The following is a 24339-nucleotide window of genomic DNA, read 5'->3' on the forward strand; positions in this document are numbered from 1 at the left end:
GCTGGCGACCACCAAGGGCGCGGCCAGCAGGTGCTCGGCAAGAGCCCGCACACCACCTCGCAGAAGCCCTACGTGGAGACGGTTCGCGCCACCGGCGCCGGGAAACTCCGTGTCCTGCTCGGGCACGGTCCGCGCAACGCCGCCATGCCCGCGGTGACGGTGGTGGGCCTGCTGGTCGGCTCTGTCCTCGGTGGCTCGGTCGTGGTGGAGACCGTTTTCTCGGCCCGGGCTGGGCCGGGACGTCTACTTCGCGGTGAGCATTCATGTCGGCGTACGCGTGAAGGTGCTCAGCCGTGTACGGGTGAATGTGCCCAGTTCTTGACGCAAGGGCCACGGTGATTCAGGAGCGGAGCAGGTGGAGTCGCTGGCCCCACGCGCGCGGGAGGTCCTGACGTTCGCCGACGAGGGACTGTCCAACCAGGACATCTCCGGCGCGCTGTTCGTTTCAGGGGGCGCCGTCAAGCCCCAGGTCGGCGCTCTCCTGACTTCGGCTCGGCCTGAGCAACCGCGTCCAGGCGGACGCCCGGGTACACGGTGAGCCGGGCCAGGCGTGTCACATTCGCCGTGTCTGGGGGTTCACCCCGGTGGGCCCTGGCGATGGGATGGTGTGACCGATGGACGATCACGAGTGGCTGGCCGAGCGCTTCGAGCAGCACCGGCCCCGGCTGCGGGCGGTGGCCTATCGAATGCTCGGCTCGTTGGCCGACGCGGATGACGCTGTTCAGGATGCCTGGCTGCGGCTGAGCCGGTCCGACGCGGAACAGATCGACAACCTCGGCGGATGGTTGACCACCGTCGTCGCCCGGGAGTGCCTGCATATGCTGCGCTCCCGCCGACGCCGCCGGGAGGATCCGTTCGCCAGGCACCTGCCCGATCTGGTCGCCATCCCGGACGGGGACCTCGACCCCGAGCAGGAGGCGTTGCTGGCCGATTCGGTAGGCTTGGCTCTGCTCGTCGTGCTCGACCAGCTCGCTCCGGCCGAGCGGTTGGCGTTCGTGCTGCACGACATGTTCGAGCTGCCCTTCGAGGAGATCGCCGGTATCGTGGGCCGTACCCCGGCCGCCGCACGGCAACTCGCCAGCCGGGCACGGCGCCGGGTGAACGGCGCCGAAATCCCATCACCGGACCCGGATCCAGCGCGCCAGCGGCGGGTCGTCCGCGCCTTCTTCGCGGCTGCGTGGACCGGCGACTTCGACGCCCTCGTCCACGTCCTCGACCCCGACGTCGTCCTGCGCACCGACTTCGGCGCCACCCGGCCGCCCACCGTCGTCCGCGGCGCGCCTGCCGTGGCCAAGCAGGCCCGCGCCCCACGCGGTGGCGAACTGCGCCCCGCCCTGGTCAACGGCGCGATCGGAGCGTTGATCACTCGCGACGGTCGGCCATTCTCCGTCATGGCCTTCACCGTCACGGGCGACAAGATCGTCAGGATCGACGTTATCCGTGACCCCGACCGCGTCCACCGCCTCGCGTCCGCCGTCCTCAACCGGGCGGAATGAACAGCATGGTGCAGGCCCGGCATTCACTGTCCACAACGACCGTGCGGCCCGCCATGACACTGTCGATGATCCAGCGGATCGGTGGACGGCGTCTTTGGCATCTCCGTCTCGGCGCGGCGCTCGGATGAGGTCAACGACGGTCGGTGCCGAGCGGGATGGCGAGCCCTGTTCCGACGAGCTCAAGGCCTGATGCTGCGTGACCGGGCGGCGCGGCATCAGGCCAGGGATTCGAGATATTTCTGGGTTTCCGGCTTCTTGAGGTACTGCGCCCAACCCGCCGGCCGTGCGTTGAACTCGGGTTCGCGGGCGGTGTGGTCGGCACCGTGCTCGACCAGCAGGTGCGCGATCGACAGCTCGCCCGCTGCCGCCGCATAGTGCAAGGCGGTGGCGCCGGCGGTGGTGACGCCGTTGACGCCGAAGCCAAGATCGATCAGCAGCCGGACCGTTGACCAGTTGCGCGCCTCGGCCATCCGCGCAACCAGGTTTGCGTGCCGATCGCGCAGCCCGGGATCGGCGGCCAGCATCGACCGCATCGTCGCCTCGTCGGCAGCCTCGGCGGCTTCCACGAACTGCATTGTGTCCTCCTCGCGTAGTTGCACTCGTACCCATGAGCCCAGACAACGAGCCGATGTGACAGGGCGAGGTGCTCGAACGACTGCTGCCCGACGAGAACCGCCCGGCCCGGCGAACACCCCCAACCACTGCGCTTCCTGAACGACTGGCTGACCGCCGACCACGATCACCTCGACACCTCCCCTGACGATTCGTCCGTCAACCCACCGCGACCTCGAACAGCTCCACGCTGACCCGACCAGGCCCAACACCTGAGCACGTTCGCCCGTACACACTCGGGCACTTTGGTCAGTACCCAGACACACCAGGACCTGCCGGTGGTGCCGGGAGTGGTCGTGCTGAGCTCGGTCGTCCTCGTCCTGGTGAACCTCGTGACCGACCTGCTCTACCCGGTGCCCGATCCGCGCATCCGCTCCGCCGGAAGAGCGTGCTGCCCACCGACACAGCGTCGGGGCACATTCCGGGTGCGCTCAACGCGCCATCGGCCGACAATTTGGGCGACGACGACACCTTCGCCCGGGATCGGTTGCGCGACCACTATACCGAGCGCGGGGTCGCCGAAGGCTCGGGCGTGATCGTCCACCGCGGCAGCGGGGTGACCGCCTGCCACGATCTGCTGGCGCTCGAACTGATCGGCGTCACGTCGGCGTCGCGTTATCCCGGCTCCTGGTCGGCCTGGTCGGCCGACCCCCGCACGGCCCGTCGCCACGGGCGCACCTGAATCCGCGGAGGAAACAGCATGAGCACGATCCGGGGTCAGCGACTCGGCTTCGGCGCGGGCGGCGTGGTGCGTGAAACGGACCCGCCCCGCCTGCTCGACCTCGCGCAGAGCGCCGACGAGCTCGGGTTCGACCTGTTCACGTTGAGCGACCATCTGCACAGCGGGCGGCCCACGGTCGAACCGTGGACCGTGCTGAGCTGGCTCGCCGGGCAGACCCGCGGCATCGAGCTGGGCACGAACGTGCTGGGCCTGCCCTACCGGGAGCCACCGGTGCTGGCGAAGATGGCCGAAAGCCTCGACCGGGTCTCCGGCGGCAGGCTCGTGCTGGGCCTGGGCGCGGGCGGCTACGACCAGGAGTTCAGCGCCTTCGGGCTGAAGGTGCGCACACCCGGCGCGAAGATCACCGCCCAGCGCGAAGCGGTCACGATCCTTCGTGGACTGTGGTCGCGGCCCCCGGCATCGTTGCGGGGCAACGAGTTCTCGGTGACCGAAGCCCGCATCGACCCGCTGCCGGAACATCCGATCCCGATCTGGCTCGGCACCTACGGGCCGAAGGCGCTGGAGCTGACGGGCCAGGTCGCCGACGGCTGGCTCCCCTCGTTCGGCCGGATCGACCTGGCCCAGGCGATCGAGATGCGCAAGGTGGTGCGCGCCGCCGCCGAGGCCGCGGGGCGAAACCCCGATTCGATCACGTGCGCGTGCAACCTCACCACTCGTGTCGACGCCACCCGGACGTCGCGGCCCGGACTGGTCACCGGGAGCGTCCCGGAGATCGTCCGGCAACTCGTCGAGGTCGTCAACGCCGGGTTCACGTTCCTGCTGCTGGGACCGGCCACGGTCGCCGAACAGGAATTGCTCGCCCGGGAAGTGCTCCCGCGGGTGCGGGCCGAGGTGACCGAGCGCGGGCTGCTGCCGGGCGCCTGACAACCGGTTTGCTCAGGTGGTCACGACATCCAGCTCGCCGTGGCCAGTTGCAGGATGCGCGCGGACGGCGGGATCTCACCAGGCATACTCGTCACAACTCCTCATCCGGTGTCGAGGACACATCGGGGGGTTCGCCGAACCACCGCCGCAGGGCGGCGCCCAACTCCACGTCATCGCCGTCGGCCCAGGCGATGTACCCGTCCGGGCGCACCAGGACCCGGTCCGGGCCCGGGGCCCAGCGCACCCGGGACGCCCAGGGCTCGGCCTCGGCCACGGGCGCGAAGAGGACCGGTTTGCCTTCGGTCAGCAGTTCGGTGTGCAGCCGCGTGCCCACCCTGGGATGGCGGCTGATGGCGTACCGGATGTCCAGTCCACTGACCAGGCCGGCCAGGTACTCCTGCACCGCGGGCTCGGTGAGCAGTTCGGCGAGCACGGCGCGCAACGCCTCGGCTTCGGGGCCGCCGAGCAGCAGAAGCTCCTGCGCCGCCACGGTTTCCAACGTCCGGGCGCCGACCGGATGCCGTTCGTCGTGATAGGTGTCGAGCAAGTCAGGTGGGGCCCAGCCGGCCACCGTCGCGGCGAGTTTCCACCCCAGGTTGACCGCGTCCTGCAGTCCGACGTTGATCGCCTGACCGCCGATCGGCAGGTGCCGGTGCGCCGCGTCACCGGCCAGCAGTACCCTCCCGTTGCGATAACGAGTGACCTGGCCACGGGTGTTGTCGAAGGCGTCCACCCAGGTCGCGCCGCCGTGCGAGATGTCCTCGCCGGTCACCTTCGCCCAGCTGCGCACGACGTCGCCGAACGAGGGTACCCCGGGGAGCGGTTGGCGGCCGGCCTCGTGGACCATCACCCGGGTCACTCCGCCGCGGGTCGCGGCCACCGCCAGCCCATGCTCGAACCGCTCGAAGCGCCGATCAGGCACGTCCAGGCCGGTCACGTCGGCCCTCAGCAGCTGGCGGCTGGCCGGGACCACCGGGAACTCGAAGCCGCCCAGCCGTCGCACGGTGCTGTCCTCTCCGTCGCAGCCGACAACGAACTGAGCCCGAATCTCGACTTTCCCCGCTGGACCGTGCAGTTCGCACGTGACATGGTCGCCGGTCTGGTGCAGTCCGGTTAGCTCGTGCGACCGGAGCAGCTCCACGCCCAGGACGGTGGCGCGGCGGGTCAGGGCCGCTTCGGTACGATACTGGGGAACCTTGCGGTTCCCGGCATACGGACTGTCCACACGGGACACATCGAAGTCGAGTCCTCCGAAATGGGACTTCGGTTCGGGTTCAGCCTCGGCCAGGAAGCCGGCCAGACCCCGCTCATGTAGCAGTTCGGCCGTCCGGGTGGTCAGCTGGGCGGCGCGTGACTCCGTCATCGGCTCGTCCAGGCGTTCCACCACGAGCACATCGGTTCCGTCCCGGCGGAGGTCGCCGGCCAGCAAGAGTCCCACCGGGCCGGCACCGACCACGACGACCTGGCTGACCACCTGCCTGGGCGCGCTCACCGGCCCTCGGCGTAGCTTTTGGCATGCCCGAGCGTGGCAAGGCTGTTGGTGCTCAACGCGTTCCGCACGTAAGTCCGGGCGTCGTCAAGTCCCGCGTCCGAACCGAGCACCTTGCCGATGTTCGCCTCGTTGATGCGGACGGTGTGCCGCGAGGTCGCCCGCACGCCACCACCGGGCCGTTCGGTGAACGACCAGTGTCCGGTGTGGAGTGTCATCAGGGCCGGCACCTGGATCTGCTTGTAGACGATCTTCTCGTACGGTTGGCAGACCCGCACCGATTTCGTGGTGTGGGTGGAGCCGTCCTTGGTGCGGGTGTCCATTTCGAGTATTTGCAGGCCGGGCGTCTCCTCCTCCAGCGAAACCCGGGCGACGTGCGGCAGCCGCTCCTGCCACAGCTGCGCCTCGTTGATGAAGTCGTACACGTCCTGCGCTTTGCCGTCGATGTCGACCGCGTCGTCGAAGCTGAACAGCAGGTCCGGTGTCGCGGCATCTCCTTCGGCGTGCTCCTTCAGCGCCCCCAGCTCGGCCCGGCTGTTGCGGTCGACCGCCTGCTCGATCCACGCCAGATCGGCCGGGTCACCGGTGGCGGCGTGGTAGTCGTGCAGCAGCCGGACCCGGGACTCGCCCGCCGAAAGCGGCTCGATCACCCACGCCCCGCCCATTCCGCCGACCGGCGGCTGGGACACCTCCTGCCGGAAGTCGACGCGCAACCCGTCGGGATCCAGCTCGCGGCGAGAGGTCCACGTCTTGGCGGTGCCGTTCGCGGTGGCCCACAACCGGATCCGCTCCGAGCGCTCGTCCCGTTCGACGTATTCGACATGGACGGTCGGGCCGAAGACATGCGGCCAGTTCTCGACGTCGGCGACAAGCCGGTAAATTCTGTCCGCCGGGGCGGCGACGGTGATCTCGTGCTCGACGGCACGGGTGTCGGGCATGACTTCCTCCTGGGGGATCGGGACGGATCAGAAGTTGCCGAGGCCGCCGCAGACGTTGATCGCCTGCGCGGCCACCGAACCGGCGGCATCGGAGACGAGGTAGCCGACCAGGCCGGCGACCTCCTCGGGAGTCGAGTAACGGCCCAGCGGGATCTTGGCCTGGAACCGTTCGAGGATGTCCTCCTCGGAGGTCTGCCAGGCCTGCGCGTAGCCTTGCCGCACGCGCTGCGCCATCGGGGTTTCCACGTATCCCGGGCACACGGCGTTGACCGTGATGCCGGTCTTGGCCAGTTCGTTGCCCAGCGCCTTGGTGAAGCCGACGACACCGTGCTTGGACGCGGAGTACGGCGCGCCCAGCACGACGCCCTGCTTACCGGCCGTGGAGGCGATGTTGATGATCCGGCCCCAGCCCTTGTCCCGCAGCCCGCCGACCGACAGCACGTCGCGGGTCACCAGGAACACGCTGTTGAGGTTCGTGTTGATCACGTCGAACCACAGCTCGTCGACGATGTCGGCAGTCACCCCGCCACCGCTGCGGCCCGCGTTGTTGACCAGGATGTCGATGGTGCCGTAGCGCTCGACGGCCGCGGTGACGAACGCGCGAACTTCGGCGGGCGAGCGCACGTCGCATGCCGTGCCGTCGACCTCGTAGCCCTTTTCGCGCAGTTGCTTGACGGTCAGCGTGACATTGTCCGCGTCACGGGCGCAGATGAACACCCGGTGCCCCTGGCCGGCGAGCACATCGGTGATCGCGAGCCCGATCCCGCTGGTCGCGCCGGTGACGATCGCGGTCCTGCCGGTGCTGGTCATGGTTCTCCTAACGTGGGTGGAAGAGTTGTTCGACGAGAGTGGTGGCGTGGGTGCCGTTGGCGAAGCGCTTGTCGGTGACCACCCGACGGAGGAAGTCCCTGGTGGTGTGCACGCCGGGACCACCGATTCGGAACCTGGCGAGCGCCCGGCACGGGCGCGCGGTAGAACACCCCGACGGTCGGCGCGGTGAGGAATGCCCCGTCGCCCGCTTCCGGTGCGCCCACCGCGTGCGGTTCCGCGAGGTCCCGCGAGCCTTGCTCGGCCCACTCGATCGCGACGACGATCTCCCCGGCCCGCGCCCGCGGGTTGCGCGCGTCCAGCTTCAGCGCGTCGGCGGCCACCGGCGCCTGTCCCGGGTCGTTCCACAGAATCGCCGCACAGCGATCCGCTCACCGGCGGTCAGCCGGTGGTGATGCCCGCATTCCGGGCACGCCTTGAGGTTGCGGGCCAGTCGCTTGCCGCGGCACGACGCACAGACGAGCCAATCGGTGTCGGCGGCGATTTTCCGGCCAAGCGCTTTGGTCATCGTAGTGATCTCCTCCCAGCGCTGGACAGCTGGCTTCACGGACGGGGCGCCGCGGCGTTCAGCAGATCGAGCAGCTCCCGGGGTGTCATCTCGGCCGTCGCGGCATCGTCGTCGAGTTCGATCCGGTACTCCCGGCTGATGCGGGCGGCTGTTTCGAGCAGGGCGAGCGAGTCGTAGCCGAGCTCCTCGAACGTGGTGTCCAGAATGTCGCCACCGAGATCGACATCCTCGTCGGTCCCGGAGCCCTCCAGCAGGACGCGCCTGAGATCGTCGAGGGTCAGCTGCGCGTCCGACATTGTTTCTCCCAACTCCTTCCGGTGGTGTCGTTCCGCGGGGCGCCGACCACAAGCGCGGAGTTGAATCCGCCGTGCCCGCGCGCGAGAACCAGGGCCGTGCGCACCGCCACGCCGCGCGCCTGCCCGGTGACGAGATCGAGGTGGTAGCCCGGCACGGGCCGGGAGCGCGTCGTCGGCGGGATTACCTTGTCGCGGATGGACAGCAGCGCGGCCGCCACGTCGACCGGGCCGCCGCCCGCGTAAAGGCGGCCGGTCATGGTCTTGGGCGCGGTCACGGGCACGCCGTGCGCGCCGAACACCTCGGTGATCGCCTCGGCCTCCACCCGGTCGAGCTCGGGCACGGCGGCCGCGTCGGCGAACACGACGTCGACCTCGCCCGGTTCGGTGCCGGCGTCCGCCAGCGCCGCGCGGATGGCCCTGACCAGCGTCGGCGGCCGCCCGATCCCGGGTTTCGGGTCGAAGGTCGCGGCGTACCCGGCGATTTCGCCGTACACCTTGGCCACGCCGCGTTCCCGCGCGGCTTCACCGTCTTCGACGACCAGGATGGCCCCGCCTTCGGCCGGGACATGTCCCGCCGCCCGCTCGTCGAACGGCAGGTAAGCGGTCTCCGGATCATCGCTGGTGCTGACGCGGCCACCGGAGAGCTGCGCGACCCACCCCCACGGGCAGATCGAACCGTCCACCCCGCCGGAGACGAGGAGCTTGCTCCCCTTCCGCAGCAACCGCCGCGCCTGCGCCACCGCGTCGAGACCGCCGGCCTGCTCGGACACGACCACCCCGCTCGGGCCCTTCAAGCCGTTGCGGATGGAGATCTGCCCGGTGTTGACGGCGTAGAACCAGGCGAACGACTGGTAAGCGCTGACATACTCGCTTCCCTTGGTCCACAACGCCTGCAACTCGCGCTGAACGAACTCGAAGCCACCCACCGAGCTGGCGGTGATGACACCCCGCTCGAACGCGGCTTCCGGATCACGGTCGACCCCGGCGTCGGCCAGCGCCCAGTCGGCGGCGACCAGGGCCAGCCTGGTCATGTGGTCGGTCTGCGGCAGCAAGCGGCTCGGCAGGTGCTCGCTCGCCTCGAACCCCGGTACCTCACCCGCGAGGCGCGCCGGATAGGTACTGGCGTCGAACCGGCGGACCGGGCCTATCCCGTCGACACCCGCGCACGTGGCCTTCCAATAGTCGTCGGTGCCCAGGCCATTCGGCGCGACCACCCCGATCCCGGTGACGACAGCCGTCATCGCTCACCACGCAGGACCATCGCGCTCTGGAAACCACCGAAGCCGCTGCCCACCGTGAGCACCGTGCCGGTGGGCCACTCCCGGGCCACGAGCGGCACGTAGTCCAGATCGCACTGCGGGTCCGGGGTGTGCAGGTTCGCCGTCGGCGGGACCACGTCGTGCTGGATGGCCAGCACCGAGGCGGCGATCTCCAGCGAGCCGATCGCCCCCAGCGAATGCCCGATCATCGACTTGATCGAGCTGACCGGGGTGCGGTAAGCGTGCTCGCCGAGACTGCGCTTGAACGCCGCGGTCTCGTGCCGATCGTTCTGCTTGGTGCCCGAGCCGTGCGCGTTGACGTAGTCGACGTCCTCCGGATTGCTCCGCGCCTCGTCGAGGGCGACGGTGATGGCCTCGGCCATCTCCACGCCATCGGGACGCAGCCCAGTCATGTGGAACGCGTTGCAGCGGGACGCGAAACCGGCGATCTCCGCGTAGACACGGGCGCCACGCTCGCGAGCCCGCTCCAGTCTCTCGAGTACGAACACCGCCGAGCCCTCACCGAGCACGAATCCGTTGCGAGTGCCGTCGAACGGGCGGGAGGCGTGCGCCGGGTCGTCGTTGCGGTTGGTGGTGGCCTTGATCGCGTCGAAGGAGGCCAGTGTGATCGGGGAGATCGGGGCGTCGGTGGCGCCGGCGATCATCACGTCGACGGACCCTTCCCTGATCAGCTCGCAGGCGTGTCCGACCGCGTCCAAACCGGACGTGCAGCCGGTGGAGATCACCGCGACCGGCCCTTCCGCACCGGCCTGCCACGCCACCTCCGAAGCGAACGAACTCGGCACCAGGTAGCCGTAGAGGTGCGGCCCGGCGTAGGTGTGATCGACGTGGAACAACCGCCCGTCGTCGCTGACCGCCCGGTACTCCTGCTCGAGACCCATGGTCGCCCCCACCGCGGTCCCGATGGTCACGCCGAGGCACGACGGATCGAGGTCGTCGACGCCCAGTTCGCTGTCGGCCACCGCCTCGCGCGTCGCGACGACGGCGAGTTGCGTTGCGCGGTCCATCCGCCGGATCTCCTGCGCGGTGAGGCCAGCGTGCACCGGGTCGAAGTCGATCTCGGCGGCCACCTGGGAACGGAACGGCGAGGGGTCGAAGAAGCTGACAGTCCTGGTGGCGGTACGGCCTTCGCTGAGCAGGCTCCAGAACTCCTTCGTCCCGATGCCGCCCGGCGCGACCACGCCGACCCCGGTGATGGCCACCCGGTTCACCGCGCGCTCCAGTGGTAGAACCGCGTCGCCATCGCGTCCTTCGGCGACCGCCACGTCTCCGGGTCGTAAGCCTCGATGTAGGCCTTCAGGTCGTCGCTGATCCGCACGAACTCGGGATGCTCGCGAGCTTCCTGGATCGCCGTGCCACCCTGGTCGTCGTCGAAGTCCTGCAGGTGGAAGTACAGGCCACGGTAGTGGAACAACTCCCGCCGCCGGGTACCCATCAGATGCGGCAGCTCGCCCTTGTCGAATTCGGCGAACAGCTTGGCCACCCCGTCCGCGGACCCGGGGTCCATCCGCGCCACGATCAGAGTGCTGTGCATAGAGTGCTGCGCATGCGGAGTGCTGTGCATGGTTACCCTTCTCGGTCGGTTGCTCCGGCCACGGCGAACGAGGCCGAAGATGGGACGCCGAACCACCGGCGCAGTGCGGCGGCCAGACCGGCCCGATCCGTCCCGGCCCAGGCCACGTAGCCGTCAGGGCGGAGCAGCACGCCGTCCGTGCCGGCCGGCAGCGCGGGAACCGGCTCGGCGACGACCACGTCGACGGCCCGCCCGGCCGCTTCCCCGGCCAGATCGCCCGAGGTGAAGTCGATGAGCACGCCACGGGCCGGCTCCAGCGTGCGGGCGACGCTGGTTTGACCATCCCTGGTGTGCAGTGGAAGATGGGGCATCCGGCGGCCGGTCAGCGGATGCTCGCCCGCCTCGTACCGGATGTCGAGGCCACTGACCATTCCGGACAGCCGGCGGCCTACCTCGGGTATCGCCACGAGTTCGGCCATGACCGATCGCAGCGGTTCGACCTCCTCGCCGCTGAGGTAGAGAAAGCCCTGCGCCCGCGTGTTGCGCAGGACGCGGGCGCCCACCGGATGCCGTTCACGGTGATAGGTGTCCAGCAGCCCCTCCGGCGCGCCGCCGCGGACGGTGGCCGCGAGCTTCCAGCCCAGGTTCGCCGCATCCTGCACGCCGAGGCTGAGCCCCTGACCACCCGCCGGCAGATGGACGTGCGCGGCATCCCCGGCGAGCAGCACGCGCCCGCGCCGGTACTCGGTGACCTGCCGGGTCGCGTCGGTGAACACGCTCACCCACCTGGCCTCGGCTCCGTGCAGGCTTTCGCCGGTGAGCCGCTGCCACGCGTCGGCCACCACGTCGAACGCCGGCTCCGCCCGGTCACGACGGGATGGTGTGCCCCGCTCGCACACGATGATCCGGTCGATCCCGTCGCCCAGCGGGGCCGACATCACCATCCCTGCCGGCACCCGCTCACCGATGAACCTCGGCCGGATGTTCCGCCCGACGACGTCGGCCAGATACATTTCCCGCGTGGCCTCAGTGCCGGGAAAGGAACAACCAGCCAGTGTGCGCACCGTGCTCCGGCCACCGTCGCAGCCCACCAGGTAGGCCGCGGAAAACGTGCGACGGCCGCCGGGGCCCTCGGCCACCGCGACGACGCGGTCACCCTCGTCGCGCAGATCCACCAGCTCGTGTCCGCGAAGGATGGTCGCGCCAAGTTCGAGCGCCCACGCCTCGAGAATCCGTTCCGTACGGTCCTGTGGGATGCCGCGGGTACCGAAATGCGAGCCCTCCAGCACCCCGAAATCCATGGGTATTCCGCCGAAATGACCCCGCCTGCTGGTTTCGATTTCACCGAACCTGGCCAGCAGCCCACGCTGGTCGAACACCTCGGTCGCCCGGGCGGTGAACCCGAGCCCTCGCGACTGTCCGCTGGGGGCCTCCAGCCGTTCCAGCACTGTGACGTCCACCCCGCCGAGCCGTAGCTCGCCGGCCAACATCAGCCCCACCGGACCCGCGCCGACCACGATCACCGAGCCACCCACGCCGATCAACCCACTGCCGACCGGGTGTGCACCACACGATAGGTGTTGGCATCACGTGAGGTCAGCAGCGACCGGGCCTGGGCTAGCATCTTCCGCACCTCGGCCGGACGCTCCTCCTCGGGCAGCAGGTGGAACTTGTCGTAGAGCTCCTTGCTGTCCCATTGCGCGTAGCTCACCACGAAGGTGCCGTCAATGCCGCGCAGCATGCTGTTGGACCGGTACCCGGGCACGGTCTTCACCCACTCGTCGACCTGCGCGAACAACTCGACGAACTCCTTCTGGTTGCCGGGTTCGACGCCCATCACGACGATGATCGTGTAGTCGTCCCGCTTCGGCGTGATCTCCACCGGCGACGGCTGCGCCGGCGCCTGCTGGGTGAACACCACTTCTGTCTTGAGCAGCCGGATCGAAGTGGACAGTTCGTGAAACAGCGGGATCGTCTCGTGCCGGAACTTCTCGCCCGCGTAACGGGCCTCGAGATCTGCCACGCTGCGCCACTGGATGTGGTTCGCGGTACCGCGCTCGTCCACACCGCCCAGCAGGGTGGATGAGATCCAGCCCTCGTAGTCCGCCGAATCGATGATCCCGCGCATCACCTCCAGCAGCCGGTCCTGCGCCGCCTCCGACCGCGCGCCGAACAGGTTCAGCACAGTCAGATAACCGTCGTCAACCGAAATGAACGCCATGATTCCTTCTCGCCGAGCCCAGGACGGGAACTGACTCAATTGTCGTAGGCGACGCGCGGCATGGTCAACGCCACCGGATTCAAAACTGCGGCAACTCTATGTCAGAACAATGTCAAGAATTCGCTCCGCGCGGACCGGGCGCTCCGGCCGCGTGCTGGAGTAGCCGATGCGAAAACCGACGCCACGCACGGTGGTGATCGCCGCGGGGTCGCCGAGCTTGCGGCGCAGGCTGCTGACATGCGTGTCGATGGTGCGGCTGGACCCGCCCCACTCGTCGTGCCACACGGCCGACATGATCTGCCGCCTGCGGAACACCATGTCCGGGTCGGCGGCCAGTAGCCACAGCAGTTCGAACTCCTTGAGGGTCAGAACGACTCGCCGGCCGTACGCGACGACCTCGCGGGTAGGGGGGTTGATCCGCAGGGGTCCGCACGTGATGACGGCGGACCGGCAGGCACCGGTCCGACGGAGGATGGCCTCGGCGCGCGCCACCAACTCACGCCGCCCGTACGGATGGATCAGGTAGGCGTCCAGCCCTGCCCGCAGCCCGGTGACCAGGTCAAGGCCGGTGCCCTCACGCGAGGTCGCGATGATCGGCACAGCACCCCGGATCCGGATCCGCCGGCACACCTCGAGCCCGTCGAGGTCGGGCAGGCCCATGTCCAGCACCACCAGATCGGCCGTGTGCGCCGCCGTGACCGCGGCCCGCCCGTCATCCACTCGCCACACCTCGAAGCCGTGCCGGCGGAAGAGTTCGGTCACGGCGCAGGCCTCGTCGGGATCGCTTCCCACAACCAGGATCTTGACCATTCATCGCCCCAGAAGTCGCGGCGGGACATCCGGGAAATTCCACCCCGTATGCGCGGCGAGCCCTCACCGCGTTAGCCAGCATCGCGAAAGAAGGCCGTGATCTCAATGAGACAACGGTTAATTTCGCGTAAGCGAACAAGTCGCCAACAACCGTTTCACCCGGTGATAACATTAGACCGATCAGGTAATTCGCCGTTCATCGGACTGGTCCGTTCGTGGGAACACGAGCTACCACCGTACCCGACCTCCGGCGACGCAGAGTCATCTCGCCGCTGCAAGCATGTCCATTTCATGATATCGCAGAGAATCGCCGCAAAAACGTTCGTGAGTTCGGTCACAATTTCATTAACAGCGTGTTTTCGTTGTACACCGTTTCCAGGAAAGGCCCGTCCAGGCATGCCCCAGCCTGACGCCAACGCCGTGTACGGTCACGATCCACGAACGCGAGCCGAGCTTGGCACGCAACGTGCCGACATGCGTGTCGATCGTCCGGCTGGGCACTGGCGAGGCGTCCTGCCAGACCTTGGACATGATGCGACCACGGGAAAGGACCGTCCCCGGATCGGAGGCCGGCAACACGAGCAGGTCGAACTCCTTGCGGGTGAGCGGACCCAGCCGCTCACCCAGCCACACCTCGCGGGTGGCGAGGTTTGATCACCAACGACCCGCGCTCGATACTCTTCGCCGTGGTGGGCACAGCCAGATCCGGGTGATCTCCGGGATGATCCGGCTGGATGCGCCGCATCGCGGCACCGATCCGGGCGAGCAGTTCCGGCAGTCGGAAAGGCTTGACAACATAGTCGAGCGCTGGTTGGCCGAACTGACCAACCGCAAGCTCCGCCGCTCCGCCCACCGCAGCGTCCTCGAACTGGAGCGCGACGTCCGTAAGTGGATCAACGAATGGAACAAGGACTCCCGGGCCTTTCGCCTGGACGAAAAAACCCGACGAGATCCTCGAGAGCCTCGCCGCACTGCCGATGAATTGACGAATCACGGCACTAGGGCTTACAGGCCACCGCGCCATAAATGGACACGGCGGCTTCGGTCACATCGGCGAGAATCGGGTCGTCAGGCCTCCAGGTGTGTATCGGCACGAGGCCGGGGTCGACGAATTCCAGGCCGCGGAAAAAGCCGGCGACTTGAGTTCGGTCGCGCTGTCGAGCCGAAATTCCACGGCTACGAAACTTCTCGCCGAGCGCCTCCGTGGTGGGCTCGAAGTCACCCGTAGGATGGCTGATCGTCAGGTAGCTGCCAGAAGGGAGGGCAGTCAGCAGTCGTTCCACGATACCGTACGGATCGTCGTCGTCCTCCAGGAAATGCAAGACCGCGAGGAGAGAGAGCGCCACGGGTCGAGTGAGGTCAAGAGTCTCTCTCAGCACGGAGGAGGACAGGATGCGTTCCGGGTCCCGGAGGTCCGCTTCGAGGCAGGAGACCTTGCCTTGTTCGGTGCCGACGAGAAGATCGCGGACTTGGACGAAGAACATGGGTTCATTGTCCACATATAGCACGCGGGAGTCGGGTGCTATCTGTTGAGCGATTTCGTGCAGGGCAGGGGCCGTGGGTATACCCGCTCCGATTTCGAGGAACTGGCGGACTCCGGCAAGGGCGGCGAACCGGGTGGCACGCCTCAGGAAAGCACGGTTCTCCCGTGCCGCGATCCGGAGGTCGGGGAATACCGCCAAAGCCTCCTCGGCAGCGTTGCGATCCCCTGCGAAGTGGTGATTTCCTCCCAACAAGTAGTTGTAGATTCGGGCCTGGTGGGGAATGTCGGCCTGTCGGACCGACTGATCAGTACGGTCCGCTGAGTTCCGGTACGAAACCTCATCCATTGGGTCGCTCCCGCCTTGCGGCATCTGGCTATTTGTCGAAGTGGTGATTGTTCAATGCCATCGGTCCTTCTCCCGTCGAGGTAAGCAGGTCACCACTCGACGGGCAGCGTTCGCGGCCCCCGCTGTATGCCGCCCTCCTTCCACGGCACGTCCGAGGGCGGCACCGCCAACCGCAGTGTCGGCAAGCGCTGGGTCAACTGCAGTAGCGCCGTCCGCAGCTCCAGCCGAGCCAGCGGAGCCCCGAGGCAGAAGTGCGGACCCGCGCCGAAGGACAGGTGCTTGCTGGCGTCACGCCGGGTGAGGTCCAGCTCGTTCGGGCACTCGAACAAGCTGGGGTCGCGGTTGGCGACGTGGTACAGGACGGCGACGGTTTCGCCGGCGCGGATGGGTTGGCCACCCAGTTCGACGTCCTCAACGGCGACACGCACCGGGAGCCCGGTTGGGGACAACAGCAGGTAGCGCAGCAGTTCCTCGACGGCGTTCGGGATCAGGTCGGGGTTTTTCACCAGCCCGAGGTACTTTGCCGGGCGTGACAGCAGGAGCAGGAGCGAGTTGGACAGTTGCTTGAGCGTCGTGTCGTATCCGGCGCCTAGCATGAGGAAGAGGTTGTTGGCCAACTGGTCCTCGGTGAGACGCCTGCCGTCCTCGGACGCGCCGATGAGTTCGGTGGTGAAGTCTTGTCCGGGTTCCCGTCTCTTCCGGTCGACGAGTCGCCGCATGTACTGCTGAAGACTGCCGATGCCTTCGGCGATCTCCTCCCGGGTGAACCCGGTGTCGCCGAGCATCCGGTCGGTCCACACCATGAACTGGCCCCGGTCGGCGTACGGCACACCGAGGAGTTGACACATCACCGTCACCGGCAAGGGTGCGGTGAAGTGTTCCACGAGGTCGAGCGGCGGTCCCTTTCGCTCGACCTCGTCGAGTAGATCGCTGACAAGGCCCTCGATCCACGGGCGCATCTGTTCCACCATGCGCAGCGTAAATGCCTTGGAGAACAGGCGACGGACGCTGGCGTGCTGCTCGCCATCCATGCTGATCAGCAGATCAGGGACTGCGTTGCCGATCTTGGGGCCCTCCGGATCCACCGCCGCCCGGCTGCTGAACCGGGGGTCGGTCACGACCTGGCGCGCGGCCTCGTTGCTCAACGCGACCCAGATTTCGTGGGCTTCGCCACGCATCCGCGCCCGCGCGACGGGGCCGTCGGCCAGCAACTGGATGCCGCGCTCGTCAGTGTCGAGCGCACTCGACTGCACGAACGGAAACTCCGGCAGTGGAAGGGTCTGTGCCATTTTCATCCTTCGAACAGCGCCGAGTCGGCGTTCCTTACCCAGACCGGAGCAGCGCGCTCGGTGTTGAGCCCCTTTTCGATAACTGTGATGTCGTGATGCATGCAGACGCTGGAGACCGTCCGGTCCGTGAGCGTCGGCTCGTACTCGCCGTCACGTACGATGTGCTGGTGATTCAGGCCATCGAGCAGGGTCTTCACGAACCCGATCGTCGTGGCGGGTGAGTTGAGATCCGTGCTGCTACCGCCCCAAGCGGGCCAGTAGGAGACGCCGACAGCCTCGATCACGTAAAGGCCACCGGGCCGCAGGTGCGGGAACAGGGCGGTGAACGACGAGATGACGCGCTCGTTCAGGCGGCTGCCGTCGTCGATGACGACGTCGAACGGGCCGCGGTCCGCCGCGAGCGGGGCAAGGAGCTCGTGGTCCTGGACGCCGTGCACCGTACGCGCGCGCATCGGTGGGCGCAGCGACTTTTCCCTGGAATCAACGCGGATCAACTGTCCCCTGCGGAAGTAGCGCGTCCACATGCGCAGCGACTCACCCTCGTCATGGCTGATCTCGAGCACCCGGACGTTGCGGTCACGGAACTTCCCGACGTATCGCTCGTAGAACGAGGTGTACCAGTGTCTGCCCCACTTGTCGGCGCCCGTCCGGAGCGCGAGTTCGGTGAGGTCGACCGGGTTCTGCGTGGCGGCGCGGGTGGCGCAGCGCGCGGCGGCGATGCCCTGCGCTCGCCGCCACGGGTCCCGGCCGGCCGGGTCGGCTTCCGGGGGACCGTCCGGGAAGTTCAGGAAGATCTCCCTGGTGGAGTCATGGGCTCCAGCTTCGCCGTAGACCGTCCGGAGAAGCTCGGTGAGGTCCTGGCGGATCACCACGTCGGCGCCCTCGTGCCAACCCGATTCGACGGTCGCGCCGTCGCCGCCCACCGTCATGACATAACCGAGTCGCTCGGCACCGAAGCCGAGGTCCCACTGGACCGGCACCTGTTCGTCCGGCCCGGGGAGCATTCGGGTCAGTTCCGCCACCTCGGTCAGCACCACCTCGGCGATCTTGGCGGGGTCGTGTTCGGCCGTGGCGTGGTATGCCGCCTCCTCCGATCGCGCGGCGATGGCGAGCACGGACTCGATCAATGTCTCATCCACGTTGGTCGTACCTTCCGTGATCGGTTCGGGGTGAGCCGGTGTGGGCCAACGCAACGGGGAGGACCCTGATGCGGCGGGTCATCCATTCGGATTCCCACCGCACCTCAGTGGTGTCGCTGAGCCTGGCGTTCGGGAAGCGGGACAGGAAGGCACCGAGGGCGACCCTGGCCTCCAGCCGAGCCAGCGGCGCACCGAGGCAGTAGTGGTGACCTAACCCGAAACTGATGTGGCCGCGAGAGGCGCCCGGGTCGAACTCGTCCGCGAGTTCGCCGCGCGGGCAGCGGTTGGCAGCCGCTATGTTGATCTGCACGGGGGCGCCCTTGGGGATGAAATAGCCGCCGAGGTCGAGGTCCTCGGTGGCGAACCGCCAGGTCGCGTGCATCGCCGACGGGTGCACCCGGAGGATTTCCTCGATCCACGCCTCGATCTCCGCCTCGCTTCGCGGACGCTGGTCGGCCGGCTGTCGCAGTGCCTCGAACATCGTCGCGGCGATCAGACTCGCCGACGGCTCGTAGCCGGCCATCACCAGGCTGACGGTCCACGTCACGGCCTCGTCCACCGTGATGACGTCGTTCTGGACTTCTTCGAGCAGGCTGGTGATCACTCCCTCGCGCAATGGACCGGGATCACTGATCCACCCCGCGACCGCACCGGCCAGCGCACCCGCACCACCCGCCCGCGCGGCTTGGTCCGGCGAGTAGGTGATGCTGTCGGTGACGCGCTTCAGGTCCGGGTGCAGCTCCGGCGGAAGGCCGAGCATCTCGCAGAAGAACCCCAGCGGAAGCGGATAGGTGTAGCGCTCGACGAGATCAACTTCACCGGCGAGTTCGTCCAGCAGATCCTCGGCCAGCCGGGCCAGCCGGGCGGCCCACTTCTCGGTGTTGCGGGGGGTGAAGATCCACGCGTGCGCTTGCCTGATCCGGGCGTGTTCGGATCCCTCGCTCATTATCATGGCGCGAGCGACTTCGGCACCGGGTTGTCCACCGAGCATCGCGCCGGGGATCCGCATCCAGTCGGGGGTGAGCTCGATGTCCTTGCTCAGCCTCCGGTCGGCCAGAGCCGCGCGGGCGAGCTCCATGTCGCAGACATCCCATACGGTTCCGCCGTAGTAGCCGACCTTGACGACCGGCGCCACCCGGCCGGCCGCGAGCACCCTCGGCATGCAGTCCACCGGCCCCGGAACAACCGGCATGTCAACCCGCGGCGCGTCCAACAAATCGTCGACGTTCATTACCCGCCTCCAGCTTCGGTAAACACCGTCGTGACGCAGGAGTAGCCAACGATCGCTGTCTCAGCCACACTGGTCGTCCCTTCCGTGATCGGGTCGGGGCGAGGCGACGCCAGTCAGGACAACGGGCAGGACGCTGATGCGGCGGGTCATCCACCCGGACTCCCAGCCCACCTCGGCGGTCTCGCTGAGCCGGGCGTTCGGGAAACGAGACAGGAACGCACCGAGGGCGATCTCGGCCTCCAGGCGAGCCAACGGAGGACCGAGACAGTAGTGGCGACCGAGCCCGAAACTGATGTGGCCGCGAGAGGCGCCCGGGTCGAACTCGTCCGCAAGCTCCCCGTGCGGGCAGCGGTTGACCGCCGCGACGTTGATCTGCACAGGCGCACCCGCCGGGATGAAATAGCCACCGAGATCGAGGTCCTCAGTGGCAAACCGCCAAGTCGCGCTCGGAAACGGCGGGTGCACCCGGAGGGTTTCCTCGATCCACGCCTCGATCTCCACCTCCGAGCGCGGACGCTGGTCGGCGGGCCTGCGCAGCGCCTCGAACATCGCCGAGGAAATCAGGCTCGCCGTCGACTCGTAGCCGGCCATCACCAGGCCGACGGACCACGTCACGACCTCGGCGACCGTGGCCTCCTTGCGGTCGACCGCGTCGAGCAGACCGGTGATCACTCCCTCGTTCAACGAGCTCGGATCATTGACCCACGCAGTGACCGCACTGACCAGCGCACCGGCACCACGTTCCCGCACGGCTCGGTCCGGTGAGTAGATGATGCCGTCAGTGACGCGCTTCAGCTCCGCATGCGACTCCGGCCGGAGACCGAGTAACCCACAGATAGAGCCCATCGGGATCGGATGGGTGTAGTGCTCGACGAGATTCACCTCGCCGGCACCTGCGGCCGCCTCGGCGACGAGCCCGTCCAGCAACTTCTCCGCGAGCTGCTCCAGGCTGCCGGTCTGGCTCTCCACCTTCTCCGGGGTCAAGATCCGCGCGTGCAACGCCCTGCTTCTGGCGTGGTCCGGTCCCTCGCTCAACACCATGGCGCGAGCGACCTTGCCGCTGGGCTGCGAGCCGAGAATCTCGCCGGGAATCCGCAGCCAGTCGGGGGCGAGCTCGATGTCCTTGCTCAGCCTCCGGTCGGTCAGCGCCGCGCGCGCCAAACCCATGTCGCAGAGGACCCATGCGGTTCCGCCGTAGTAATCGATTTTCACGACCGGCGCCACCCGGCCGGCCGCGAGCACGCTCGGCATGCAGTCCACCGGCCCTGGAACGGTCGGCATGTCAACCCGCGGCGCGTCCAACAAATCGTCGACGTTCATTACTCGCCGCCAGCGTCCGTGAACACCGCGGTGACGCTGTGGGAGCTCACGATCAATGACTCAGTCACGTTCGTCCAATCTTTCGTGATCGGGTTGGGTGATGGCGGCCAGCACAACCGGCAGGACGCTGATGCGGCGGTTCATCCAGTCGGACTCCCAGCCCACCGCGGTGGTCTCACTCAGCCGCGCGTTCGGGAAACGAGACAGGAATGCGCCGAGGGCGATCCTGGTTTCCACGCGGGCCAGCGGCGCGCCGAGACAGTAGTGGCGACCGAGCCCGAAACTGACGTGGTCACGAGAGGCGCCCGGGTCGAAATCGTCCGCAAGCTCCCCGTGCGGGCAGCGGTTGGCCGCCGCTATGTTGATCTGCACGGGCGCGCCCTGGGGAATGAAATAGCCGCCAAGATCAAGGTTCTCGGCAGCGAACCGCCAGGTCGCATGCGTCGCTGGCGGGTGCGCCCGGAGGGCTTCCTCGATCCACGCCTCGATCTGCGTCTCGCCGCGAGGACGCCGGCCGGCCGGCCGGCGCAGTGCCTCAAAGATCGCTGAGGAGAGCAAGCTCGCCGTCGACTGGTAGCCGGCCAGCACCAGGCCGAAGGTCCACGTCACGACCTCGTCGACCGTGACGACCGCCTCGCCGTCGACCTCGTGGAGCAGACCGGTGATCACTCCCTCGTTCAGCGAACTCGGATCACTGGCCCACCCTGCGACCGCACGAGCCAGCGCTCCGACACCGCCCGCCCGCGCGGCTTGGTCCGGCGAATAGATGATGTCGTCGGTGAGATGCTTCATCTCCGCGTGCCTCTCCGGCCGGAGGCCGAGCATCTCGCAGAGAAAGCCCAGTGGAATCGGATCGACATAGCGCTCGACCAGGTTTACCTCGCCGCCGCCCGCGAACGCCTCGGCGGCGAGCCCGTCCAGCAACTCGTCCGCGAGCCGGGTCAGGCGGGCGGCCCATTTCGCCGCATTGCGGGGAGTGAAGATCCGCGCGTGCGCTCGCCTGATCCGGGCGTGTTCCGCCCCCTCGCTCATCAGCATGATGCGAGCGACCTCGGGGCTGGGCAGCGAGCCGGAAAACTCGCCGGGGATCCGCATCCAATCGGGGGCGAGCTCGATGTCCTTGCTCAGCCTCCGGTCGGCCAGGGCCATGCGCGCGAGCTCCGTGTCGCAGACGTCCCATACGGTTCCGCCGTAGTAGTCGACCTTGACGACCGGTGCCACCCGGCCGGCGGCGAGCACGCTCGGCATGCAGTCCACCGGTGCCGGAACAATCGGCATGTCGACCCGCGACGCGTCCAGCAAGTCGTCCGTTCTTGGATCAGCCATGCTGGTCGCGCCTTCCGTGACCGGGTTGGGCGAGCCGGTGTTCGGCCAACACAACCGGGAGGACCTTGATTCGCCGGGTCATCCATTCGGACTCCCAGCCCACCGCTGTGGTCTCGCTCAACCGCGCAGTCGGGAAGTGGGACAGAAACGCACTCAGGGCGACCCTGGCCTCGACCCTGGCCAGCGGCGCGCCGAGACAGTAGTGGTGACCGAGCCCGAAACTGACGTGGTCACGAGAGGCGCCCGGGTCGAAATCGTCCGCGAGCTCCCCGTGCCGGTAGCGGTTGGCCGCCGCCACGTTGATCTGCACGGGCGCGCCCTGGGGGATGAGGTAACCGCCAAGATCAAGGTCCTCGGTAGCGAACCGCCAGGTCGCGTGCGGGAACGGCGGATGCACGCGGAGGGTTTCCTCGATCCACGCCTCGATCTCCGCCTCGGTACGCGGACGCCGGTCGGCGGGCCTGCTCAACGCCTCGAACATCGCCGAGGAAATCAGGCTCGCCGTCGACTCATAGCCGGCCATCACCAGGCCGACAGTCCACGCCACGACCTCGTTCACCGTGATTGCCTCGTCGCCGTCGATGGCTTCGAGCAGGCCGGTGATCACTCCCTCGTTCAGCGGGCTCGGATCATCGGCCCATTCCGCGACGGCATGGGCCAGTGCCCCGACACCGCCCGCCCGCGTGGCTTGGTCCGGCGAATAGATGATGTCGTCGGTGGCCCGGCGCATAATTGCGTGCATCTTCGGCGGGAGGCCCAGCACCTCACAGAGGAAGTTCAGCGGGATCGGGTAGGTGTAGCGCTCGACCAGGTTCACCTCGCCGCCGCCGGCCGCCTCGGCGGCGAGTTCGTTCAGCAGCTCCTCTGCCAGTTGGGTCAGCCGGACAGCCCACTTTTCGGTATTGCGTGGCGTGAAGATCCGCGCGTGCACCGACCTGATCCTGGCGTGCTCCGATCCCTCGCTCATCACCATGGCGCGAGCGACCTCGGCGCGCGGCTGCGCGCCAAGCATCACCCCGGGGACCCGCATCCAGTCGGGGGTGAGCTCGACGTCCTTGCTCAGCCTCCGGTCGGCCAGCGCCATGCGAGCCAGGCCCATGTCACAGACGTCCCATGCCGTTCCGCCGTAATAGTCGACCTTCACCACCGGCGCCACCTGGCCGACGGCGAGCAGGCTCGGCATGCAGTCCACCGGTGCGGGAACAGTCGGCACATCAACGTGCGGCGCGTCCAACAAATCGTCGACGTTCACCACCTGGCTCCAGCTTCCGGAAGCACCGCGGTTACGCCCCGGGGGCCAACCAGTCCTTCGATGAGTTCAGCGGCCTGTTTCGGACCGTCATGACGTAGGTACTCACCACGCAACCGCACCGCGGCATCGCGGTAGCGCGGGTCGTTCAGGACCATGCCGACCGCCGTTCTGATCCGCTGCGACGTCAGGTTCCTTCGTCTCAGACTGATGCCCGCGCCCACCCAGCTGACCCGCGCGGCGACATCGGCTTTCTCCTCGCTACCCGGTGCTACGAGGAGCGGAACCCCATGTGCGAGCGCCGTGTTGACGCCGTTGAACCCACCGTTGGTCACCATGACGTCGACATGCGGGAGAAACCGGTGGTAGGGCAAGAACGGCTCGACCCGCACGTTTCGAGGCAGCGACGATGTGGTCGTGGGGTCCAGCGGTGAGTTCCCGGTGGTCACCACGACGAGTACCGGAAGGTCGGCCAACGCTCGAACAGCCGGCACGAGCAGCCGTTGCACGTCGTTGGTGACAGTGCCCTGGGTGAGGAGCACCACCGGCCGCCCGTCGTCGAGTTCGTTCCACCACGAGGGCGGATCGAATGCGGTGTCCGGCACCGGCAGGTCGAGCGGACCGACGAAGTGCGTCCGCTCGAAAAGGTCGGTTCTGGGGAATTCGAACGACGCGACGGTACCGACGAGGTACAGGTCTGGCCGCCGAGCGATGTTTTCCATAACGCTCGTGTCGAGCCGGGACAACCCCACTTCGGCCCGGACCTCGTCGGCGCGTTCGCGCACGGTGCGCAGTGTGAGATGATCCCCGGCCAGCGTGAGCAGGCGGTTGCGGAAGCGGCCGACCCGCGACGAGGACGGCCCCAGTCCGTAGCCGAGCGGTGCGGTGTCCCGGCTGCCGAGGACGTAGACCGAGTTGCCCACCCAGGCCAGCGGGATTCCGATGCGCTCGCGGGCGAAGCACGCGCCGTAGCACATGTCGTCGGAGACGATCACATCGGGCCGGAACCTCTCGATGATCGCGAGCAGATCCGTCATCTGACCGGGGGCGGTCTGGTAAAAGATGTCCTCCATGCCGGCCCGGAAGCTGGCGAGCCCGGTCAAGCCCGCATGGCCTGGGAAGGCCTCCTCTTTGCTGAGGCCCCCGAAGTCGTAGCCGGACCGCATCGACTCGGGCACCGCGCCTGCCCCGACCACTCCGTCCCGGTACGCCTGCCCCGTATACCAGTGAACGTCGTGTCCACGTCCGGTGAGCTGTCGAACGACGGAGAGCATCGGGTTGACGTGGCCGTCGGCCGGAGTGGTCGCGATGAGCATACGTGCCAAGGTGTCCCTCCTTGTCCCGCGGCAGGCCTGTTCA

At 67.9% G+C, this 24339-nt stretch carries 27 protein-coding genes; 5 read left to right on the top strand and 22 right to left on the bottom strand.

What is annotated here, in order from left to right; translation table 11 throughout:
* Window positions 1–72 precede the first annotated feature (72 nt).
* From VJT49_RS15945 to VJT49_RS15950, 3 genes are all read left to right on the top strand, one after another.
* Complete coding sequence (locus VJT49_RS15945) at window positions 73–339, top strand: hypothetical protein (RefSeq protein ID WP_324165642.1); 267 nt, start codon at window positions 73–75, stop codon at window positions 337–339.
* Window positions 340–355: 16 nt separating this feature from the next.
* Complete coding sequence (locus VJT49_RS35275; protein WP_414635975.1) at window positions 356–538, top strand: LuxR C-terminal-related transcriptional regulator; 183 nt, start codon at window positions 356–358, stop codon at window positions 536–538.
* A 76-nt stretch (window positions 539–614) separates the two neighbouring features.
* Entirely contained in the window at window positions 615–1496 is an 882-nt protein-coding gene (locus VJT49_RS15950) for a sigma-70 family RNA polymerase sigma factor (RefSeq protein WP_324165607.1), read from the top strand.
* 215 nt (window positions 1497–1711) lie between these two features.
* Here the strand turns inward: VJT49_RS15950 and VJT49_RS15955 are convergent, their stop codons facing one another.
* Window positions 1712–2062, bottom strand: a complete 351-nt coding sequence (locus tag VJT49_RS15955) for an ankyrin repeat domain-containing protein (protein WP_324165608.1) — start codon at window positions 2060–2062, stop codon at window positions 1712–1714.
* Window positions 2063–2496: 434 nt separating this feature from the next.
* Between VJT49_RS15955 and VJT49_RS15960 the strand changes: the two genes are divergently transcribed.
* Together VJT49_RS15960 and VJT49_RS15965 are read left to right on the top strand one after the other, a co-directional pair.
* On the top strand, window positions 2497–2790 hold the full coding sequence (locus VJT49_RS15960; RefSeq protein ID WP_324165609.1) for a sulfurtransferase: 294 nt from the start codon (window positions 2497–2499) through the stop codon (window positions 2788–2790).
* Between the two features lie 18 nt (window positions 2791–2808).
* The gene (locus tag VJT49_RS15965; protein WP_324165610.1) at window positions 2809–3714 is read left to right on the top strand and encodes an LLM class flavin-dependent oxidoreductase; all 906 of its coding nucleotides are present in this window, start codon (window positions 2809–2811) and stop codon (window positions 3712–3714) included.
* Between the two features lie 91 nt (window positions 3715–3805).
* Here VJT49_RS15965 and VJT49_RS15970 read toward each other — a convergent pair whose 3' ends face one another.
* From VJT49_RS15970 to VJT49_RS16065, 21 genes are all read right to left on the bottom strand, one after another.
* Window positions 3806–5206 (bottom strand): FAD-dependent monooxygenase, encoded by a 1401-nt coding sequence (locus VJT49_RS15970; protein WP_324165611.1) that lies wholly within the window; start codon window positions 5204–5206, stop codon window positions 3806–3808.
* Window positions 5203–6141 (bottom strand): aromatase/cyclase, encoded by a 939-nt coding sequence (locus VJT49_RS15975; protein ID WP_324165612.1) that lies wholly within the window; start codon window positions 6139–6141, stop codon window positions 5203–5205. Before VJT49_RS15975 ends, VJT49_RS15970 begins: the two co-directional genes overlap by 4 nt.
* A 27-nt stretch (window positions 6142–6168) precedes the next feature.
* A complete protein-coding gene (fabG, locus tag VJT49_RS15980) occupies window positions 6169–6951 on the bottom strand; it encodes a 3-oxoacyl-ACP reductase FabG (protein WP_324165613.1) in 783 nt (260 codons plus the stop codon).
* Between the two features lie 322 nt (window positions 6952–7273).
* A complete protein-coding gene (locus tag VJT49_RS15985) occupies window positions 7274–7477 on the bottom strand; it encodes a hypothetical protein (RefSeq protein ID WP_324165614.1) in 204 nt (67 codons plus the stop codon).
* A gap of 35 nt (window positions 7478–7512) precedes the next feature.
* Window positions 7513–7773: an acyl carrier protein gene (locus VJT49_RS15990; RefSeq protein ID WP_324165615.1), complete on the bottom strand. Its 261-nt coding sequence runs from the start codon at window positions 7771–7773 to the stop codon at window positions 7513–7515.
* Window positions 7755–9014 (bottom strand): ketosynthase chain-length factor, encoded by a 1260-nt coding sequence (locus VJT49_RS15995; protein ID WP_324165616.1) that lies wholly within the window; start codon window positions 9012–9014, stop codon window positions 7755–7757. The genes VJT49_RS15990 and VJT49_RS15995 overlap by 19 nt, the downstream gene beginning before the upstream one ends.
* Window positions 9011–10264, bottom strand: a complete 1254-nt coding sequence (locus VJT49_RS16000; protein ID WP_324165617.1) for a beta-ketoacyl-[acyl-carrier-protein] synthase family protein — start codon at window positions 10262–10264, stop codon at window positions 9011–9013. The genes VJT49_RS15995 and VJT49_RS16000 overlap by 4 nt, the downstream gene beginning before the upstream one ends.
* Complete coding sequence (locus VJT49_RS16005; RefSeq protein WP_324165618.1) at window positions 10261–10587, bottom strand: TcmI family type II polyketide cyclase; 327 nt, start codon at window positions 10585–10587, stop codon at window positions 10261–10263. Before VJT49_RS16005 ends, VJT49_RS16000 begins: the two co-directional genes overlap by 4 nt.
* Before the next feature lie 32 nt (window positions 10588–10619).
* Window positions 10620–12101: an FAD-dependent monooxygenase gene (locus VJT49_RS16010; RefSeq protein WP_324165619.1), complete on the bottom strand. Its 1482-nt coding sequence runs from the start codon at window positions 12099–12101 to the stop codon at window positions 10620–10622.
* A gap of 5 nt (window positions 12102–12106) precedes the next feature.
* Window positions 12107–12787 (bottom strand): antibiotic biosynthesis monooxygenase family protein, encoded by a 681-nt coding sequence (locus VJT49_RS16015; protein WP_324165620.1) that lies wholly within the window; start codon window positions 12785–12787, stop codon window positions 12107–12109.
* Between the two features lie 96 nt (window positions 12788–12883).
* On the bottom strand, window positions 12884–13579 hold the full coding sequence (locus tag VJT49_RS16020) for a response regulator transcription factor (RefSeq protein WP_324165621.1): 696 nt from the start codon (window positions 13577–13579) through the stop codon (window positions 12884–12886).
* A 363-nt stretch (window positions 13580–13942) separates the two neighbouring features.
* Window positions 13943–14230, bottom strand: coding sequence for a winged helix-turn-helix domain-containing protein (locus VJT49_RS35280; protein ID WP_414635977.1), 288 nt, complete (start codon window positions 14228–14230; stop codon window positions 13943–13945).
* Entirely contained in the window at window positions 14217–14591 is a 375-nt protein-coding gene (locus VJT49_RS16025; protein ID WP_324165622.1) for a hypothetical protein, read from the bottom strand. Before VJT49_RS16025 ends, VJT49_RS35280 begins: the two co-directional genes overlap by 14 nt.
* A 4-nt stretch (window positions 14592–14595) precedes the next feature.
* Entirely contained in the window at window positions 14596–15426 is an 831-nt protein-coding gene (locus tag VJT49_RS16030; protein WP_324165623.1) for an SAM-dependent methyltransferase, read from the bottom strand.
* 89 nt (window positions 15427–15515) lie between these two features.
* Window positions 15516–16715, bottom strand: a complete 1200-nt coding sequence (locus VJT49_RS16035) for a cytochrome P450 (protein WP_324165624.1) — start codon at window positions 16713–16715, stop codon at window positions 15516–15518.
* A 2-nt stretch (window positions 16716–16717) separates the two neighbouring features.
* Complete coding sequence (locus tag VJT49_RS16040; RefSeq protein ID WP_324165625.1) at window positions 16718–17854, bottom strand: hypothetical protein; 1137 nt, start codon at window positions 17852–17854, stop codon at window positions 16718–16720.
* The gene (locus VJT49_RS16045) at window positions 17847–19085 is read right to left on the bottom strand and encodes a cytochrome P450 (protein ID WP_324165626.1); all 1239 of its coding nucleotides are present in this window, start codon (window positions 19083–19085) and stop codon (window positions 17847–17849) included. Before VJT49_RS16045 ends, VJT49_RS16040 begins: the two co-directional genes overlap by 8 nt.
* A gap of 60 nt (window positions 19086–19145) precedes the next feature.
* The gene (locus VJT49_RS16050; RefSeq protein ID WP_324165627.1) at window positions 19146–20366 is read right to left on the bottom strand and encodes a cytochrome P450; all 1221 of its coding nucleotides are present in this window, start codon (window positions 20364–20366) and stop codon (window positions 19146–19148) included.
* A gap of 99 nt (window positions 20367–20465) precedes the next feature.
* Window positions 20466–21731 carry a cytochrome P450 gene (locus VJT49_RS16055; RefSeq protein WP_324165628.1) on the bottom strand — a complete coding sequence of 422 codons (1266 nt, stop codon included), beginning with the start codon at window positions 21729–21731 and terminating at the stop codon, window positions 20466–20468.
* Complete coding sequence (locus VJT49_RS16060; RefSeq protein ID WP_324165629.1) at window positions 21724–22983, bottom strand: cytochrome P450; 1260 nt, start codon at window positions 22981–22983, stop codon at window positions 21724–21726. Before VJT49_RS16060 ends, VJT49_RS16055 begins: the two co-directional genes overlap by 8 nt.
* Window positions 22980–24296, bottom strand: a complete 1317-nt coding sequence (locus VJT49_RS16065; RefSeq protein WP_324165643.1) for a glycosyltransferase — start codon at window positions 24294–24296, stop codon at window positions 22980–22982. Before VJT49_RS16065 ends, VJT49_RS16060 begins: the two co-directional genes overlap by 4 nt.
* Window positions 24297–24339 lie beyond the last annotated feature (43 nt).

The organism is Amycolatopsis sp. (assembly GCF_035276945.1).
In the GTDB taxonomy this organism is placed as follows: Bacteria; Actinomycetota; Actinomycetes; order Mycobacteriales; family Pseudonocardiaceae; genus Amycolatopsis_E.

What these genes read in the sequence shown, in the direction of transcription:
- VJT49_RS15995 (WP_324165616.1), bottom strand. Translation starts at nt 9,014, where the DNA reads ATGACGGCTGTCGTCACCGGGATCGGGGTGGTCGCGCCGAATGGCCTG.
- VJT49_RS16035 (WP_324165624.1), bottom strand. Translation starts at nt 16,715, where the DNA reads ATGGCACAGACCCTTCCACTGCCGGAGTTTCCGTTCGTGCAGTCGAGT.
- fabG (WP_324165613.1), bottom strand. Translation starts at nt 6,951, where the DNA reads ATGACCAGCACCGGCAGGACCGCGATCGTCACCGGCGCGACCAGCGGG.
- VJT49_RS16065 (WP_324165643.1), bottom strand. Translation starts at nt 24,296, where the DNA reads ATGCTCATCGCGACCACTCCGGCCGACGGCCACGTCAACCCGATGCTC.
- VJT49_RS15975 (WP_324165612.1), bottom strand. Translation starts at nt 6,141, where the DNA reads ATGCCCGACACCCGTGCCGTCGAGCACGAGATCACCGTCGCCGCCCCG.
- VJT49_RS16050 (WP_324165627.1), bottom strand. Translation starts at nt 20,366, where the DNA reads ATGCCGACCGTTCCAGGGCCGGTGGACTGCATGCCGAGCGTGCTCGCG.
- VJT49_RS16055 (WP_324165628.1), bottom strand. Translation starts at nt 21,731, where the DNA reads ATGGCTGATCCAAGAACGGACGACTTGCTGGACGCGTCGCGGGTCGAC.
- VJT49_RS16005 (WP_324165618.1), bottom strand. Translation starts at nt 10,587, where the DNA reads ATGCACAGCACTCTGATCGTGGCGCGGATGGACCCCGGGTCCGCGGAC.
- VJT49_RS16030 (WP_324165623.1), bottom strand. Translation starts at nt 15,426, where the DNA reads ATGGATGAGGTTTCGTACCGGAACTCAGCGGACCGTACTGATCAGTCG.
- VJT49_RS15985 (WP_324165614.1), bottom strand. Translation starts at nt 7,477, where the DNA reads ATGACCAAAGCGCTTGGCCGGAAAATCGCCGCCGACACCGATTGGCTC.
- VJT49_RS15990 (WP_324165615.1), bottom strand. Translation starts at nt 7,773, where the DNA reads ATGTCGGACGCGCAGCTGACCCTCGACGATCTCAGGCGCGTCCTGCTG.
- VJT49_RS16045 (WP_324165626.1), bottom strand. Translation starts at nt 19,085, where the DNA reads ATGAACGTCGACGATTTGTTGGACGCGCCGCGGGTTGACATGCCGGTT.
- VJT49_RS16015 (WP_324165620.1), bottom strand. Translation starts at nt 12,787, where the DNA reads ATGGCGTTCATTTCGGTTGACGACGGTTATCTGACTGTGCTGAACCTG.
- VJT49_RS15950 (WP_324165607.1), top strand. Translation starts at nt 615, where the DNA reads ATGGACGATCACGAGTGGCTGGCCGAGCGCTTCGAGCAGCACCGGCCC.
- VJT49_RS15965 (WP_324165610.1), top strand. Translation starts at nt 2,809, where the DNA reads ATGAGCACGATCCGGGGTCAGCGACTCGGCTTCGGCGCGGGCGGCGTG.